Source organism: Acinetobacter sp. BY419, assembly GCF_019038395.1.
In the GTDB taxonomy this organism is placed as follows: Bacteria; Pseudomonadota; Gammaproteobacteria; order Pseudomonadales; family Moraxellaceae; genus Acinetobacter.
This window is the reverse complement of sequence record NZ_JAGFXZ010000034.1, coordinates 13,444-31,481: the sequence shown is the minus strand read 5'-3', so window position 1 is coordinate 31,481 and position 18,038 is coordinate 13,444. Positions and strand designations below refer to the sequence as shown.

The 18,038-nt window shown below is 42.5% G+C and carries 15 protein-coding genes; 9 read left to right on the top strand and 6 right to left on the bottom strand.

Features of this window, described 5'->3' with window-relative positions; translation table 11 throughout:
• Positions 1-388: 388 nt before the first annotated feature.
• Positions 389-961, bottom strand: a complete 573-nt coding sequence (locus KUG37_RS12265; protein ID WP_216940478.1) for a peptidylprolyl isomerase — start codon at positions 959-961, stop codon at positions 389-391.
• Between the two features lie 103 nt (positions 962-1,064).
• Between KUG37_RS12265 and KUG37_RS12260 the strand changes: the two genes are divergently transcribed.
• A complete protein-coding gene (locus KUG37_RS12260; RefSeq protein WP_216937705.1) occupies positions 1,065-1,739 on the top strand; it encodes an acetoacetate decarboxylase family protein in 675 nt (224 codons plus the stop codon).
• Between the two features lie 84 nt (positions 1,740-1,823).
• Here KUG37_RS12260 and KUG37_RS12255 read toward each other — a convergent pair whose 3' ends face one another.
• Entirely contained in the window at positions 1,824-2,894 is a 1,071-nt protein-coding gene (locus KUG37_RS12255) for an alpha/beta hydrolase (protein WP_216937708.1), read from the bottom strand.
• 217 nt (positions 2,895-3,111) lie between these two features.
• Between KUG37_RS12255 and KUG37_RS12250 the strand changes: the two genes are divergently transcribed.
• The 6 genes from KUG37_RS12250 (at position 3,112) to KUG37_RS12225 (ending at position 10,004) form a co-directional block, all read left to right on the top strand.
• A complete protein-coding gene (locus KUG37_RS12250; RefSeq protein WP_216937711.1) occupies positions 3,112-3,603 on the top strand; it encodes a hypothetical protein in 492 nt (163 codons plus the stop codon).
• A 1,353-nt stretch (positions 3,604-4,956) separates the two neighbouring features.
• Positions 4,957-5,505 carry a nucleotide exchange factor GrpE gene (gene grpE / locus KUG37_RS12245; protein ID WP_216937713.1) on the top strand — a complete coding sequence of 183 codons (549 nt, stop codon included), beginning with the start codon at positions 4,957-4,959 and terminating at the stop codon, positions 5,503-5,505.
• A 119-nt stretch (positions 5,506-5,624) separates the two neighbouring features.
• Positions 5,625-7,565 (top strand): molecular chaperone DnaK, encoded by a 1,941-nt coding sequence (gene dnaK / locus KUG37_RS12240; RefSeq protein WP_216937716.1) that lies wholly within the window; start codon positions 5,625-5,627, stop codon positions 7,563-7,565.
• A gap of 146 nt (positions 7,566-7,711) precedes the next feature.
• Positions 7,712-8,542 carry an OXA-134 family carbapenem-hydrolyzing class D beta-lactamase gene (gene blaOXA / locus KUG37_RS12235; protein WP_216940475.1) on the top strand — a complete coding sequence of 277 codons (831 nt, stop codon included), beginning with the start codon at positions 7,712-7,714 and terminating at the stop codon, positions 8,540-8,542.
• 70 nt (positions 8,543-8,612) lie between these two features.
• Positions 8,613-9,521 (top strand): matrixin family metalloprotease, encoded by a 909-nt coding sequence (locus KUG37_RS12230; protein ID WP_216937722.1) that lies wholly within the window; start codon positions 8,613-8,615, stop codon positions 9,519-9,521.
• A 105-nt stretch (positions 9,522-9,626) separates the two neighbouring features.
• Positions 9,627-10,004 (top strand): hypothetical protein, encoded by a 378-nt coding sequence (locus KUG37_RS12225; RefSeq protein WP_216937725.1) that lies wholly within the window; start codon positions 9,627-9,629, stop codon positions 10,002-10,004.
• A gap of 66 nt (positions 10,005-10,070) precedes the next feature.
• On the opposite strand, the gene erpA is transcribed toward KUG37_RS12225, so the two are convergent.
• The 4 genes from erpA to KUG37_RS12205 all read right to left on the bottom strand — a co-directional run bounded on the left by erpA (position 10,071) and on the right by KUG37_RS12205 (position 13,999).
• Positions 10,071-10,406 carry an iron-sulfur cluster insertion protein ErpA gene (gene erpA, locus KUG37_RS12220; protein ID WP_004281944.1) on the bottom strand — a complete coding sequence of 112 codons (336 nt, stop codon included), beginning with the start codon at positions 10,404-10,406 and terminating at the stop codon, positions 10,071-10,073.
• A 121-nt stretch (positions 10,407-10,527) separates the two neighbouring features.
• Positions 10,528-11,535 carry a putative solute-binding protein gene (locus KUG37_RS12215; protein ID WP_216940480.1) on the bottom strand — a complete coding sequence of 336 codons (1,008 nt, stop codon included), beginning with the start codon at positions 11,533-11,535 and terminating at the stop codon, positions 10,528-10,530.
• A 194-nt stretch (positions 11,536-11,729) separates the two neighbouring features.
• Entirely contained in the window at positions 11,730-12,740 is a 1,011-nt protein-coding gene (locus tag KUG37_RS12210; protein ID WP_216937727.1) for a putative solute-binding protein, read from the bottom strand.
• A gap of 254 nt (positions 12,741-12,994) precedes the next feature.
• The gene (locus tag KUG37_RS12205) at positions 12,995-13,999 is read right to left on the bottom strand and encodes a putative solute-binding protein (protein WP_216937730.1); all 1,005 of its coding nucleotides are present in this window, start codon (positions 13,997-13,999) and stop codon (positions 12,995-12,997) included.
• A 217-nt stretch (positions 14,000-14,216) separates the two neighbouring features.
• Between KUG37_RS12205 and KUG37_RS12200 the strand changes: the two genes are divergently transcribed.
• Together KUG37_RS12200 and KUG37_RS12195 are read left to right on the top strand one after the other, a co-directional pair.
• Complete coding sequence (locus KUG37_RS12200) at positions 14,217-16,148, top strand: ATP-binding cassette domain-containing protein (RefSeq protein ID WP_216937732.1); 1,932 nt, start codon at positions 14,217-14,219, stop codon at positions 16,146-16,148.
• A 349-nt stretch (positions 16,149-16,497) separates the two neighbouring features.
• On the top strand, positions 16,498-17,661 hold the full coding sequence (locus KUG37_RS12195) for a zinc-dependent alcohol dehydrogenase (RefSeq protein WP_216940473.1): 1,164 nt from the start codon (positions 16,498-16,500) through the stop codon (positions 17,659-17,661).
• Positions 17,662-18,038: the final 377 nt, after the last annotated feature.

Here is an 18,038-nt window from a genome sequence, read left to right as displayed (position 1 = left end):
AATTTTCTGACAAATATTTCTCAAATAAACTTCGAGTAATTTCTACCATCAATCAATGAAAATAATTTCGATCAATCAACCGGTAAAAATCCACACAAGTTGTTCTTCATAAGCTCTTAATGATCTTTCCAACACTTCGTCAGCGCTAGAAGCCGGACTTCGATATACTTAACAACTCAGCACTTCGTGCTTCGTTCGTTTCCGTCTATCTCGTCGGTATGGGCTCATTATAGGGCAATTTCTTACACGTGCAAGCGCTTTTAACTCACAAGAATCACGACTGTTTTATTTTTATGCACCAAATTGGTTCAATTTTATGCGAAACATCACATAAGTACATATTTTTAAAACAGAAATATATAATAAATATTTCTGTTTTATTCTATGCCTAGTTTTTTAAAACTGGTGCTTTAATGCTCACACTGTTGATTTTCACAGGGTTTACCGGCACATTTTGATGCATTCCATAGTTTCGAGTCGGCACTTTAGCAATTTGATCGACGATATCCATGCCTTTAGTAACCTTTCCGAATACTGCATAGCCTGCATTTCGGGCAGAACGATCCAGAAAGGCGTTATCGACCAGGTTCACAAAGAATTGTGCTCGTGCAGAGTCGGGCTGATTGGTGCGGGCCATGGCTAAAGTACCGCGTTTATTTTGCAGGCCATTCGACGATTCGTTTTTAATCGGCGCTTTAGTATTGGGTTTTTCCTGCATGTTTATATCAAAGCCCCCACCCTGCACCATAAAGCCTGGAATAACCCGGTGAAAGATCGTGCCGTTATAGAAGTTGCTTTTGACGTAGTCTTCGAAGTTCTTTGCCGAGATGGGGGCTTTGTCATTGAAGAGTTCAATTTCGATATTTCCGGCTGAAGTCTTCATCTCAATAAGAGTATTGGCAGCAAAGCTTGGTAGACTGACCGCAGTAAGGGCGATGACATATAATGATTTCTTTAACATTTGTTAACTCATCTACTTATAAGTAATGGTTGTGAATGGCTATATATTAATCTTTTATAACTCATAATGCAGTGACCTGCCGACTAAAGACAAGAGAATAAGAATGAAACATGCATTATTACAGGAGCAAAATATCCACCAGTTTCCACCTTGGCATTTGCAGGGTGAGGGTTTTATTCTGAATTATTGGTTGACCCCGAGTTTTATTGAGCAAGCAAAACAGTTCCGTATTGCCCCTTCTCCACTAGGTCGTATGATTCAAGTCTTATTGGTGCGTTATCACACTTCACCGATTGGCCCCTATGATGAGTTACTGATCCTGGATCATCCTTTAATTAGTAAACGATACCTCAGCTCGATTCCTAAAATTTATGTGTCTACCCATGAGTCAGTGATACACGGCCAGCATTTATGGGGCATCCCCAAACAACATGCACAATTTGAATGGCAGGAAAAGGATCAGGAAGTCCTGTGTCAGGTGCGGCATCAGAACCAGCAGATGACTATTCGGCTAAAGAAAACCAAATCTGCACGCAAGTTCTATATTAATAGTCATCATATTCCAGCCTCTATGCTCAAGATTCAGCAAGCCTGGAAAGGTCAGCGTTTTCAGTTTAGTCCCCAGTTTCGTGGTCACCTCTCCACACTCTCACAAGTAGAGTGGCAAGATGCCGAAGATATATTTCCCGACTTTTCCAAAGCCAAATTACTGCAAAGCTTTTATGTACCCAAATTCAACCTGATCTTTCCTGAAGCACAGATCAGCAGCAAGGCATAACCACACATTTAAATTTAGCTATAAAAAAGGTGTTTCATGAGAAACACCTTTTTGCATTCATGCTTTGAATGTGTATGCCTGGATTTAACTATTTTTGTCCCAGAATTTGCGGAAATTCCTGCTGATCTCTATCACATATTTTTTGGCACGACGGGAAATAGGCGTCAGGTTGATAAAACCATGTGCCTGATCGGTATATTCATCATAATGAACACTCACACCATTCTGACGTAATTTGTGCGCATAGATTGAACCCTCATCATGCAGGACATCATGCCGCGCGGTAATCACATAACTTGGCGGCAAGTTCCGCAATTCACCATAGGTCGGTGAAATCAGCGGATCATCCAGTTTCATCTGATGGGTTTCAGCATACATTAAGGTTACCAGATCAATATCCTGCTCTGAGAGCACCAGTCTATCTTTATAGGCATAAAAAGATGGATGACGACTTTTAAAGTCGACCGCCGGGTAAAGCAGAAGCTGGGCACGTGCTGCATAAGATTTGCCTGCGCTGCGCTGCGCCACCACGGTAGCCAGATTTCCGCCGGCACTGTCCCCTGCCACGGCAATACGGTTTTTATAAACTTTTAGCTGCTTGCTATGCTGATGTGCCCAGGCCAGGGCATCTTCACAGACCTTTACCATCTGCAAGGGACTAAATTCTGGAGTCAGTGGATAAGCTACGCTCAGCACCTGCACTTTGGCGTGCACTGCCAGCAACCGGCAGAATTCATCATGGGTGTCCAGCCCGCCAACCATAAATGCGCCCCCGTGATAAAAAATTACCATCGGCAACTTCTTTTGCGGTGCAGGATGATAATGTCGCGCAAAGATGCTGCCACTTTGTAAAGGCAGGCGCAGCTCTTCTACAACTTTGATACTAGTCGGCTTAGCCCGGATGGCTTTCATGCGTGCATCAAACAATGTGCGTGAATGTACAACATCTTCACTGATAAAACTGCTATTTCCCTGTTTTATCTGGATGGCCATCAGGCATTTGACCAAAGGGTCTAAATCAGGATAGAGATAAGGATAATCCAAGGCCTTAGCTAAGGCTTCTTGTGCAATGCTGGGTATGCGATCTAGCATACGGGCTGCAGTCCCCTGTCCTTTTTCCATCACACTTTTTAGAACTGGATGATTCACAGTCATTATTTTCAGTCCTTATTCTCTTAATTCTTCATAGTTTCTACACGATTAGCGTTTCAGTGACCATATTCTTATATAAGTCTTAATATCTATGTACACATAGCTTCTGCGCGATACGTTACCCTGATTTATAGAAGATGTCATTGACCGGTTAAAGGTTATTTTTGACGTACTTTTGCGTGATTAAGTATATTTTTTATTACAAATCGGGAGGATGCCTATGACTATTAAAATTATAGCTTTGTCTTTGGCGACTGCATTTTTAGCTGTAGGCTGCGTCGCATTTCCTGAAGATGGCGGCTATTATGACGGCGGTTATGATCAGCGTTACGACCGTCGTTATGAACAAGATCGTCGCTATGACCGGCAACGCTGGGAATATGAACAGCAGCAGCGCAAACGCATTGAACAGGATCGACGTAAACAGGAATTACAGCGTCGTGATTGGGAACAGGACCGTAAAAGACAGTTAGAGCAGGATCGACGGAAAAACCAGATGGAACGGCAACGCCATGAACAGCAGCGTAAAAATCTCATGACGCAACGGCAAAAACAGGCAGATACAGATCGTAATAAGCGTCGTCAGGAGCTGGAACGTAAACGTGCAACAGATCAGCGCACTAAAAAAGTCCAGCAAAATCGTTCCTCCAATTCACGCTGGAATGACAACCAACGCCAGCAGGAGCAACGTTCACGTGACCGTCGTGATTAGGACGTGAATCGCTCTATCCATTAAAAGCATGGATGGGACTAATATCAGGCGATTAAGGTGTTTATTTTTAAATGCCTTAATTTTTGTCATTGAGAAATACTATTTTTCTAACTTAAATTAGATACTTGTAATCTTTTTGCTACTTTTGTCTGGAAAAATGAGAAATGGAATTTCCCAAGAAAATCATCTTAGGGAACAATCCCCCTCACCAAAAAACTGGTTTGCTATCGTGCATTTTTTAATATTTCGCAGAAACTATTATTTTTTAATTTAGTTGTGGCTCAGACAGTTGTGGATGACATTGCCACGTATCTCATATCCTCATGAATTAGAATAATAAAGATCAGTCAATGTCTTATCTCATCTCCGTTACAGATTGAGCTTTTTTAATGGGAAAAGATATCTTCCAGATAAACAAAACCCCTAAAGAAAAGCCCTTTAGGGGTTTTGTAGAGGGTTATGTTAAACGAACTTCCACTTCGCTTATGCTTCTCAGCAATTCAACCAGAACGTCCTGTTCTCTATATAAATTATCCTATAGCATCAAAGTTCTAGCATGAAGACGACATTCACGCCCCAAGCTGTAAGTTTTATCTTACACAAGACTAAAATATAGCGGATTAATGAAAGCAAACCCCAAAAAGCAAATTTTGGGCAAAAAAAAGGCTTATCTAGAGAATAGGATAAGCCACGAAAACACATTCAAAATAAGAAGAAACTACAGCGATAGAATCTAAAATTGATAATACAGAGTTGCTTATTTTTTGTGTAATACTTTATTAGTCAAATATTAATCGTTTTTTTGTCTAATAAATAAACAGACAAAAAAAGCTGAGTTTGGGGGGATACTCAGCTTGAAAAAAAGTAACTTTAAGTTAGGGTAACAGCGACCCGGTTCGGCTATCTCCTCTGAACAAGGCCACTGTTAATAGAAGTATGATGCAACTTTTTTATCGACGTTTAAAATAGATTAAAGTTATAAATTTGATTTAAAAATACGATTACTGGTTTTTTCACTTTAATATTCATTGGATTTTTTTTGTTCGAGTTCTGATAAATACAACATATTTACATCATGATACTAGTCTTATGCCAATACAGACTAGTCGTATTTTTGAACTTATCCCTCTAAGTTTTGTACACAATTATGAAATCTTCTCCCTCCAGTATTCAGGATTTTGCATAAATCTTAAAATTTATCTTGGCTTATGCTTGAATTTCTGGCCCCTGCCCCGATTTCTTTAGGTAATCAACAATTTCAACCTTGGAAGTTCAGTCTTAATACAATGAACACTGAGGTCCAAGGACTGTAGACTGTACATGTTTAAGAACCCATTTAAACGGAGTAAATCAATGGCGACTGAGCAAAATGAGCAAGCTCAAGAACTTGAGCAAGAGCAAGCAGAACAAGATCTAGCGCAAACTCAGGCTGAATCCGAGCAGGCAGAAGTTTCTGTTGAGTCTTTACAAGAGATAATTGCCCAGCTTGAAGGTGACTTAAAGCTCGAGAAAGCGCGTACGGCCAATGCAGTCTATGAAGCACAGAAAAGTGTGGAACGCATTCAGCGTGAATCTCAAAAACATAAAGATACGGTATTAGAAAAATTCGCCAAAGAGCTTTTGGATACTGTTGACAATCTTGAGCGCGCAATTATTGCCGCGAATGAAGAAGAGTCTGCTTTGCTTGAGGGTGTAAAACTTACCCTGAAGTCATTGCTCACTACACTGGAAAAATTTGGTGTAGTGGTCGTAGATACCAGTAACGGATTTAATGCCGAGTTTCATCAGGCGGTAGGCATTGATGCAAATGTCAAAGCAAATGAAATTGGTACTGTTTTACAAAAAGGCTATACGTTAAACAGTCGCTTATTGCGTCCTGCAATGGTGATGGTTGGCGCTTAAGCTGAATAAATTAGGGAGTTTGTACATTTTTTTCAAAAATGTTACTTGAAAAAAAAAGAATGACTCTCATATCAGATAACAAGTGGAAATCACAAGAAAATTTTTGAGGAAACATCCAAATGGCTAAAATTATTGGTATTGACTTAGGTACTACCAACTCATGTGTTGCAGTACTTGAAGGCGACAAAGTTAAAGTAATCGAAAATGCTGAAGGCACACGTACAACGCCATCTATTATTGCCTATAAAGATGGCGAGATTCTTGTGGGTCAATCTGCAAAGCGTCAGGCAGTAACTAACCCGAAAAACACATTATTCGCGATCAAACGTTTGATCGGTCGTCGCTATGAAGACCAAGCGGTACAAAAAGATATTGGTCTGGTTCCTTATAAGATCATCAAAGCTGACAATGGTGATGCCTGGGTTGAGGTCAATGACAAAAAACTTGCGCCACAACAGGTTTCTGCCGAAATCTTGAAAAAGATGAAGAAAACTGCTGAAGATTACCTAGGCGAAACAGTGACTGAAGCAGTCATTACTGTTCCTGCTTACTTCAACGATGCACAGCGTCAGGCAACCAAGGATGCAGGTCGAATTGCCGGTCTAGAAGTTAAACGTATCATCAACGAACCAACGGCTGCGGCACTTGCTTTCGGTATGGACAAGAAAGAAGGCGATCGTAAAATCGCAGTTTACGACTTGGGTGGGGGTACTTTTGACGTATCAATCATTGAAATCGCAGACTTGGATGGCGACCAGCAAATTGAAGTGTTATCTACCAATGGTGATACATTCCTGGGTGGTGAAGACTTCGATAACGCGTTAATCGAGTATCTGGTTGCAGAGTTCAAGAAAGAACAGAACTTTAACCTGAAACAAGATCCGCTTGCGTTGCAACGTTTAAAAGAAGCAGCAGAAAAAGCGAAGATTGAACTTTCTTCTTCTAACGCGACTGAAATCAACCTTCCATACATCACGGCGGATGCGACTGGTCCTAAACACTTGGTGATCAACGTTACCCGTGCAAAACTTGAAGGTTTAGTGGCTGATCTTGTGGCTCGTACTATTGAACCATGTAAGATTGCACTTAAAGATGCAGGTCTTTCGACTTCTGACATCTCTGATGTAATCCTGGTGGGTGGTCAATCACGTATGCCACTTGTACAACAAAAAGTACAGGAATTCTTCGGTAAAGAGCCACGTAAAGACGTGAACCCTGACGAAGCAGTAGCAATTGGTGCAGCGATTCAAGGTGCAGTATTGTCTGGTGACAAAACTGACGTACTCCTGCTTGATGTAACCCCACTTACCCTTGGTATTGAAACCATGGGTGGTGTATTGACTGCAATCATCGAGAAAAACACCACGATTCCTGCGAAGAAATCTCAAGTGTTCTCTACTGCTGCAGACAACCAGCCTGCTGTAGACATTTCTGTTTACCAAGGTGAACGTAAAATGGCGCAGCAAAACAAATTGTTGGGTAACTTCCAGTTAGGCGATATTCCACCTGCTCCACGTGGCGTACCGCAAATTGAAGTATCTTTCGACATCAATGCTGATGGTATTTTGAAAGTGTCTGCAAAAGACAAGAGTACTGGTAAAGAGCAATCGATCCAGATCAAGGCAAACTCAGGTTTGTCAGATGCGGAAATCGAAGCGATGATCAAAGATGCTGAAGCCAATGCTGAAGAAGACCGTAAGTTCGAAGAGCTTGCGAAAGCACGTAATGAAGCAGATGCGTTAATTTCTTCTGCTCAAAAAGCGGTGAAAGATCTTGGTGAACAAGTGACTGCGGATGAGAAAACTGCGGTTGAAACTGCGGTTTCTGAACTTGAAGCTTCAACTAAAGAAAATGATGCTGAAGTGATTAAATCTAAAACTGAAGCATTGCAAAACATCATCATGCCAATTACACAACGTGCATATGAAGCAGCTCAAGGCCAAGGCGGTGCACAAGGCTTCGACCCGAATGCATTCCAAGGTGGCGAAGGCCAAGCTCAAAAAGCGGACGACGGCGTTGTAGATGCTGAGTTCACTGAAGTGAAAGATGACAAAAAATAATTTGTCGCTTTAACTGAAAAAACCGCGCGAAAGCGCGGTTTTTTTATGGCTCAATTTGAAGGAATAAAATAAAAATTACTAAAAGTGGATCGTATTTTCAGGTAAAGCTGTTTAAGTTACATCCAACATAAAAATATCCCGAACCCATGAAAATTCTGATTTTACTGACTTTGTTCAGTAGCTTGAGCCTGACAGCATGTGCCGTACCCGTTTCATCTCGTCCCTCTCAAGTGACTTCAATGCAATCTACTCAAGCCATTGCCAGATTATTTGATCAGGCTCAAAGCTCTGGGGTTTTATTGATTCAACGTGGTCAAGATCTACAGGTCTATGGCAATGATGTGAGTCGTGTAACTAGGGAATATGTTCCTGCCTCTACCTTTAAAATGCTCAATGCCCTGATTGGCCTGCAGCATGGTAAAACTACCACTGATGAAGTATTTAAATGGGATGGCAAGAAACGCAGCTTTGCAGCCTGGGAAAAAGATATGACCCTAGCCGAGGCCATGCAAGCTTCTGCTGTACCGGTCTATCAGGAACTGGCGCGTCGTATTGGTCTGCAACTGATGCAACAGGAAGTACAGCGCATTCGTTTCGGAAATCAGCAGATTGGTCAGCAGGTCGATAACTTCTGGCTGGTCGGCCCTTTGAAAATCACCCCGAAACAGGAAGTCGAATTTGCCTCTGCTCTCGCCCGAGAGCAACTTGCCTTTGATCCTCGGGTGCAGCAGCAAGTTAAAGCCATGTTACTGTTACAGGAACGCCAGGCTTATCGACTCTATGCCAAATCCGGTTGGGGCATGGATGTGGAGCCGCAAGTTGGTTGGCTCACCGGTTGGATCGAAACGCCACAGGCCGAGATCGTGGCATTTTCACTCAATATGCAGATGCAACGTAATATGGATCCGGCGATTCGCCTTGAAATTTTACAGCAGGCCTTGGCCGAATTGGGGCTTTATCCAGAAGCTGAAGGATGACGTAAATAAGCATGGGAAAAGCACTAAATTTGAGCTATATTTCTAAAAAATAAACATTTAAATAACAAATATGCGTCTTCTGCTCTGTCTGCTGGTGGTGGGATTCATCATCTCTGCTTATGTGTATATGCAGACTAAAACTCATCCACAACTGCGCTATAACTCACTGGCTGATCGCTTGACTCATCCTTTCGATAGTCGTTTGCGTTTCCAGATTGATCAGGTCGATTCAGGCTTTGGATTGAGTAAAGATCAAGTGATTCAACTGAGTAAGGAAGCAATCGAGATCTGGCATCAGGGCAGCAATCGTGATGATTTGATGGTCTATGATGAAAATGCCAAGCTGAGTATTCATCTGATTTATGATCATCGACAGCAAGAATATGATGCCTTAAAGAAAGTCGAAAAACAGTTACGGGCAGATGAAGCCAGATATCAACGTCAGGTCAACAATCTGGAGGCCTCTCATCAGCATCTGGAAAGTCAGCAGCAACGCCTGATCCAACAAAGAAATCAGCTCAATAATGAATTCCATATCTTGCAGCAACGACGTCGTCAGCCAAACTTATCCGCATATGAGCGCGAACAGATTGAAGATGAAGTCTTGGCTTTACAGCGTAAATCGGAAAATTTTCAACGGGAACTTCAGTATCTTCAGGAACAGCAAAGTTCCTTTAATATGAATGTATCCATGCATCAACATGGTCTTGAAAACCATCAGCAGAATATCATTCAAGCACAACAGCGTTTTCCTGCCCGCGAATTTCATAAAGGCGTCTTTATGGGGGATCAAATTCATGTCTATCAGTTTGATGCAGAAGATGATCTGCGTCTGACCTTGGCACATGAACTGGGACATGCTTTGGGTCTATATCACCACAATGACCCGGAAGCACTGATGTATCCGGTACTGGGCAAACAGAATCTGCAACAGTTCCAGCTACGACCTGCAGACAAAACCCTGCTATATAAGCGTTAGCTAATTAGTTTGAATCCCCTAGTTAATTTAAGTGTATAAGTATTATAAAAAAGACTCCATTCTGATTTCATGTTATTGTGAACGGCTACATTGTTAAGGCCATCTTTGGAGATTCGTGTGAGTTACTACCATATTATAATTGAAGTAAATGACCACATTAGTACGATTGATGAAACCCGTGATATCGAGATCTTTGATATCGAGGATATTCAGCCACATCTTCATGCGATTTTATTGCCTTATTTCAATGAACAACTGATTGAACTGGACGATGAAAATATAGAATATAAAGATATTTTACATCTGGAAATCAAACAGACCCTGTTGCCGATCAATGACCTGATCGAAGAAGAACAGCGCCTGTTGCCAAGTGATACCGATATCACCATTAGCGCCTATGAAATTTTTAATAATCGCGATCTGAGCCAGGATGTCACCACCGTGATCTTTGACCTGCTCGAAGCAGTAAAACTGGAAAGCTAAATCCTCTACAGAGAGGTAGAGCCATAAAAAAAGTCCTCATTAAGAGGACTTTTGTTATGGCTAGATTTAGATCGAAAATGAAGATCCACAACCACAGGTCGTGGTCGCATTCGGGTTTTGTACCACGAAACGCGAACCTTCCAGACCTTCTAAATAATCTACAACCGAACCGACCAGATATTGATAACTCAGTGAATCGACCAGGACTTTAACATCGCCATTAGCAAATTCTGCATCATCTTCATTCTGGCTTTCGGCAAAATTAAAGCCATAAGAGAAACCTGAACAGCCGCCGCCGGTCACATAGACGCGGAGCATTAAGTCTTGGTTACCTTCACTGTCACGCAACTGGCGTACTTTATTTGCGGCATTGTCGGTGAGCACAAGCGCTTGGGCATTCATGGCGGATTCCTCTGTTGAATGGAATGTCTTTAAAAAGAAAAGACCATATTTAAGTATAGCACACTCAATATATGGTCAGTCTGTACAGATTAAAAGTCAAATCAGAGTAATTTTATCAAGATTATTTGTAGTTCTCATCCTGTAGCGCACATTCAAAGTTTTGCGGATTCTGTTTGCAGCGGAATTGCCACAGCAGTTTCATCATGCGTTTGTCATAAACACCACGTTTGGTCAGGTCGATTCTGGAATCCCGCATCATTTTTTGATAACCCGGTTTATCTGCTGTAGGAATATCCATCCAGTATTTCGATGGAATATCCGTTTTCATTTTCCCTAAAATGCCAAAGGCACGCGGTAACTGGCTCTTGACCCATTCACGCGATTTTTGCCCATAACCTGCGGGGAATTTCTCTGGGCGGATAATGATATTACCAGTGACCTGCAACACCGGATAATTCACAATCGCGCCTTTGCTGCCCAAACCCTTGTGTAATTCTAAAGGCTTAAATGCTGCGGCCGGTGCTCCGATAATATCTACCTGACCATTATTAAACATACTGGCAAAATTGCTGATCTCGGCACTCACTGCTTGTGCACCCACCTGCTGTACCATGATTTTCTGTGCTTCGTCATGACTCAGTACCGCAATTTTCTTGCCTGCTGCTTTGGCAACAGTATTGATACTGCGGTCATTCACCAGCAGATAGGCATCACCTATTGGAATCACCCCAGCAATTTCATATTTGCCTTGCAGCATATGTTTGGCGAAGGTTGGACTGGCCAAGCCCTGCATGACTTTCACCGCCAGATTCAGATCGGTAATTGCCCCGATCGCATCCAGCGAACCGGTAAACTTGTTAAATTGGCGGCCGCGCATTCCGGTAACACTAATCCCGTCACATTTCCCGGCTTTAAAATCTTCAGCCACCACTGCCTCATTGGTATTCACCCGCAGCTCGATATCTGCACCCCAGTTTTTGGCCGCCAGCTGATAGTCTTTCATCACGCTATAGACATCGCCATTCTTGCCCACCAGGTCAAATACACAGACCACCTGTTTCGCCTGAGCCAAGCCTGAAACAGCCAGGGTCGCCGCACCCAATGCCAGTACTTTCCATCCTCTATGCATCATTCTCACTTCCTTATTACTTGTTTTTGTTATTGCAGTTTTAGTCACATAGGATTGTTTTTTATATAAAACATGCGAATTTAATAGCTGAATCAAGCTTAAGCCATTTTATTCATTGCACAATGGCAGATCTGACTGGCTTCAAGCATAAAAAAAGCCTAGATAAATCTAAGCTTTTTTCTTTAAAAATCAAATTACTCGCCAGAAATTGAACATTCAAAGTTGGCTTTATCGACAGAACAGCGTGCACGTTTTAATACTGACATCATACTGGCATCATAGATTCCGCGTTTGGTCATATCCATCCGGCCATCACGTAACATTTTCTGATACTTGGTTTTATCTTCAGCGCTCAGACTCATTTTATATTTCGGCGGAATACCTGCTTCCAGACGGTTGATCATGGCCATGCTCTTTGGCAGGTTTTTGATAAACCAGTCACGCGACTTCTGTCCAAAACCTGCCGGGAATTTTTCCGGACGGATCACAAAGTCAGAAGTGACATGCAGTACCGGGAAATTAAACATCGCGCCGTTATTGCTCAGGCCTTTAGAGATTTCTAGCGGCTTATAAGCATAGGCAGGTGCACCGACCATATCTACCTGACCATTGTTAAACTTGGCCACAAAGTTGGAAACATCAGAAATCACTGCCTGCGCACCGACGCGCTGTACCATGATTTTCTGGGCATCGTCATAACCCAGTACCGCGAATTTTTTACCTGCGGCTTTTTCAATCGAGTTAATATTCTTGTCACGAACAAAAATAAAAGCCGAACCCAAGGGCGAAATACCGGCAATTTCGTATTTTTTGCCGCCCATATTGGTCACCATTTTGCCTGCATTGCGTTTGTCCAAGGCAAAACTGATCGCGCGCTGGGCAATCGCATTACTCGGTGCGCCGCCCAGTGCATCGATGGAACCGGCAAATTTATTGTATTGACGGGCACGCATGGCGGTCATAAACACACCATCACATTTACCTGCCTTAAAGTCATTGTCGGCAACGGCTTCATCCTGACGGGCAATCAGATTGATTTCTGTACCCCAGCTTTTTGCAGCCAGTGCCCATTCTTGCGCCATCTGGAAAGACTCACCTGATTTACCCAGTAAGTCAAACACACAGATATCGACTTTTTCTGCATGCGCCACATTGGTAAAACCAAATGCAGAAAATGCAGCCAATGATAAGAGTGTTTTTTTCATTGTAGTTATCCTTTGAAATCTTGTTATTCACTGAGTGTCCGTACACGAAACAAATATTAAGCAAGTTTAATTAAAAAAAATAGAGCATTTACTCCATTTAAAAGCAGCATTTTGGCCTGTAAAGATAAATCAGCAAAAAATTTACCCGATATTTTTAAATATATAATTAAATATCAATATCTTAATATTTAAAAGCAGTTTCTTATAATTACATTAAGCCAGTTATAGTTACAAAGATATACATCTTTGCAGATTTATTCACCACTAATCGAACACTCAAAATTAGTTCTTTCTACCGTACAGCGAGCACGCTTCAATACTGTCATCATGCCGGGATCATAAATACCTTGTCGAGTTAAGTCGATGCGGCCTTCGCGCAAAATCTTCTGATAGGCGAGGCGATCTTCACGGCTCAAGTTCAGAATGTACTTGTTTGGAATTTCGGCTTCCATACGCTTGACCATGGCAAAACTACGCGGTAACTGTTTGACAAACCAGTTTCTGGAGTGAACCGCAAAGGATTCGGGAAATTTATCCTGACGAATGATCAGGTCTGCGGTGACATTTATCACGGGAAAGTTAATCATGGCACCTTTACTACCCAGACCTTTTTCCAGTTCGAGCGGTTTAAAGGCATAGGCCGGTGCAGCCACAATATCGACTTCACCCTGATTAAACTTACGAATGAAATTGGAAACTTCAGACATCACCGGCACGGCTTCAATCCGATTGACCATAATTTTCTGCGCATAATCATAATGCAGCACGGCAAATTTCTTGCCTTTGACCTGTTCCAGTTTATTTAACTTACGATCACGGACAAAAATATAGGCTGGCCCAATTTGGCCAATGCCCGCCACTTCAAATTTTTCTTTGCCGATCTGGGTGGTTAGGCGCTTACTGTTGCGTTTGTCCAGTACATAACTGATGGCTTTCATAGCAATGTCATTATTCGGAACACCACCAATCGCATCAATAGAGCCGGCAAATTTGTTATAGGCACGGGCCCGCATTGAGGTCATATAGAAGGCATCACATTTCCCTGCCTTGGCATCCTGATCAACTTTGGCTTCATCCTGATAGGCAAGCAATTGAACATCCGCATTCCAAGCTTTTGCAGCTAAGGCCCATTCCTCCAGTAATTTAAACGATTCGCCAGACTTGCCCAGCAAATCAAAAACACAGACATTTACTTTGGCATAACTTGAAGTCGATGCCAGTAGACCCAGTGCAGATAAAACTAAAAATCCTTTTTTCATTTTTATTTTACTCTATCGTATTTTTTGCTCGATCAGGTTCTACTATAAACAACTGTTAATGCTGAAAATAGAGCTTATACTCAACTTATTGGTCAATAATATATAAACTTACAGAATTTAAAAGCTGACTTATTTCAGTAAAAGTCACAAGATTTTTCATTTTCACAGGGCTTTCCTTTAGAATAGGCGTATCTTATTTCTTAGCTTTGATTTCTCAATGATTCAGTTAGACCAGTTATCTATACGTCGCGGTGGACGTGTTTTATTTCAAAAAGCGTCGATGCAGTTACACCCAGGATGGAAAATTGGCCTAACCGGTGTCAATGGTGCCGGAAAATCGACCCTGTTTTCAGCCTTGCTCGGCGGCATGGAGTCAGATACGGGTTCATTGACCCGTCCTGCGGTGTGGACCGTGGCCCATATGGCTCAGGAAATTAAAGCGCTGAATATGAAAGCCATTGATTTCGTATTATCAGGCGATGAAGAATATTGGGATCTTCAGCAGAAACTTGAGCAGCCAGATCAATTGGACGATGCAGAGCTGGGGCATTTATATGGCCGTTTTGATGAAATTTCAGGTTATTCTGCACCGGCCAAAGCCTCTCAACTGATGGCCGGTCTGGGCTTCTTTGAACATCAATCCCAACTGGATGTTTCAAGTTTCTCAGGCGGCTGGCGCATGCGTTTAAATCTGGCACGTACGCTGATGAGCCGTTCGGATTTGCTGCTGCTTGATGAGCCAACCAACCATCTGGACTTGGATGCGATTCTCTGGCTCGAAGACTGGCTGAAAGCCTATGAAGGCACGCTGGTACTGATTTCGCATGACCGAGATTTCCTCGATGCGATTACTGACCATATTTTACATATTGAAAATCAGGAACTGATTTTATATACCGGTAACTATTCGACCTTCGAGCGCACCCGCAGTGAACGTCTGGCACAGCAGCAACAGGCTTATGAAAAGCAGCTGGAAACCCGTGCGCATCTGCAAAAATATATTGACCGTTTTAAAGCCCAAGCCACCAAAGCCAAACAGGCACAAAGCCGGATCAAACAGCTAGAACGTATGCAAGAACTGTCTGCTGCCCATGTCGATACGCCATTTACCTTCAGTTTCCGTGAACCCACCAAAATGAGTTCACCGCTGCTTGAACTTGAGCATGCGGATATTGGTTATGGCGACAAATTGATTGTCACCAATGTAAATCTACAAATCACTCCAAGCAGCCGGATCGGTTTACTCGGGATGAATGGTGCCGGTAAATCCACCCTAATCAAATCATTGGTGGGTGATTTAGAACTGATGCAAGGTACGCGTAAAGATTCTGAATTGCTGAATATTGGTTATTTTGCCCAGCATCAGATGGATGCTTTGGATGGTAAAGCCAGCCCAATGCTACAGTTAGCGCGGATTGCCGATAAAAAAATTAGTGAAGCTGCATTACGTTCATTCTTGGGTAGTTTTGGTTTTAGTGGCGAACGTATGGATACGCCAAGTGAGAGCTTCTCAGGCGGCGAACGTGCACGTTTAGCTTTGGCACTGATTGTTTGGAAACGTCCAAACGTATTGATTCTGGATGAGCCGACTAACCATCTGGATCTGGATATGCGTCATGCATTGACTATGGCACTGCAGGATTTTGAAGGTGCAGTGGTGCTGGTGTCGCATGAGCGTCAATTGGTGGCCAGCGTCTGTGATGAATTGATTCTGGTACATGGTGGTCAAAGTCGCGAATTTGATGGTGACTTGGTTGCCTATGCAGACTGGCTACGTCAAGCACGTGCTGAAATGATTAAAAATGGACAAAAACCGGCTGAACCGGTGAAATCTCAAGTCGAAGTTAAAACCACCATTTCTAAACTGGACAAAGAAGCGCAGCGTAAAGAAGCTGCACGTCAGCGTGAGCTGGGTCGTCCTATTCGCAAGAATATTGAAAAATGCGAAACGCAAATTTCCAAACTTCAGCCGCGTCTGGCTGAGATTGAAACTTTATTGGGTGACAGTGCTTTATATGAAGCATCACATAAAAATGATTTACTGAAACTAATGAATGAGCAAACCGAGCTGAAAGCCAAGCTGGAAGCAGCCGAAGAACAGATGCTGGAACTGATGATGGAACTGGAAAATCTGGAACAGTCCTTCTAATACTGTTTCAACAACATCCTTTAGCTGAGAGATGAGTAACAATCGTTATTCATCTCTTTTTTATGGCAACTGCCTATTTTTGACATTTTCCGCCGGTTTTTATTCCCGATGTGATACTTCCCTATTCTTTAGTTTGTCTTCCATTTTCCTCTTTGTTCATCACTCGACACATTTTGTAGTGAATTACGCAAGTGCCATATAAGTTTATTTTTTAAACAGTTGAGTGGCTTTTTTCATACATTAATTTACAGCGCCAGCTTGCATCCTAAGGCTCTAATACAAGTGTTTTTAATTTTTGGCAGCCTTGATTCGAGTCTGTTTAATGTTGAATTAGAGAGAGGAAATCCGCATGCGTGCTCTTACTTATCACGGTACTCGCGATGTACGAGTTGAATCCGTTCCTGATCCAGTCATTCAGGAAGCAGATGATGTCATTCTCAGAGTAACGGCCACCGCCATATGTGGCTCAGATTTGCATCTTTATCGTGGGAAAATTCCAGCAACCGAACACGGTGATATTTTCGGTCATGAATTTATGGGGGTCGTCGAAGAAGTCGGCCCTGAAGTCACTTCAGTGAAAAAAGGCGACCGGGTGATTATTCCTTTTGTGATTGCATGCGGTCACTGTTTTTTCTGTGAACATGAACTTACCGCTGCCTGTGAAAATACCAATAGCGGACGCGGTGCGATTATCAATAAAAAACAGATTCCCCCAGGTGCGGCACTGTTTGGTTATAGCCATCTGTATGGCGGTGTTCCAGGCGGTCAGGCAGAATATGTGCGGATTCCCAAAGGCAATGTCGGCCCCTTTAAGGTTCCCGGCTCTTTGCCCGATGAAAAAGTGTTATTCCTGACCGATATTCTACCGACCGCCTGGCAGGCAGTGACCAATGCTCAAGTCGGTCGGGGTTCCAGTGTCGCCATTTATGGTGCAGGTCCCGTGGGTCTGCTTGCTGCTGCCTGTGCGCGAATGCTCGGTGCCGAGCAGATCTTTATGGTCGATCATCACCCTTATCGTTTGCGATTTGCTCATCAAACCTATGGGGCGATTCCAGTCAACTTTGATGAAGTCGATGCCGCTGAATTTATTATTCAAAATACTGCAGGTTATCGTGGTGTCGATGCGGTGATTGATGCGGTGGGTTTCGAGGCCAAAGGTAGTGTGCTAGAAACCGTAATGACCAACCTGAAATTAGAAGGCTCGAGTGGTTCTGCCCTGAGACAATGTATTGCGGCAGTTCGCCGTGGGGGAGTGGTCAGTGTACCTGGGGTTTACGCAGGTCCAATTCATGGCTTCCTGTTTGGTGATGCCTTTGATAAAGGTCTGACCTTTAAAATGGGACAAACCCATGTGCATAAATTTCTGCCGAAATTACTGGAACACATTGAAAATGGAGATCTTTCTCCCGACCTGATTATTACCCATCGCATGAAACTGGAAGATGCTGCCGAAGGTTACCGGATTTTTGATAAACGTGAAGAAGATTGCCGTAAAGTCATTCTGACGCCATAAATATGGTTAATGGTTAAACGAAAGCGCCGTCAGGCGCTTTTTTATTTTTTATAGTCATTTTATCCATCATCTTTTTTTCCGCATCTCCATCTCGTCTCTAAAACTTCAGCAACCTCTTCCCTGTCTTTAATCAAGGAATGAAAAAAACACTTATTTCCACCAGTGACATCAAGAAATAAGCCGAAATTGAGAAATCAGAGACGTTAAGCAACAATCAATAAGAGCATGATTTTAAAATAAAAAATAAAGTTCACTTGAATATTAAATCAATTATGTAGCTTAGCTACAATTGCATTCTTTAATCAGAATATGTTCCACGTCGATTGTTAAACAAAACTACAGTGTAGATTCAAGCGATTGTTTTATAAAATGTTTTT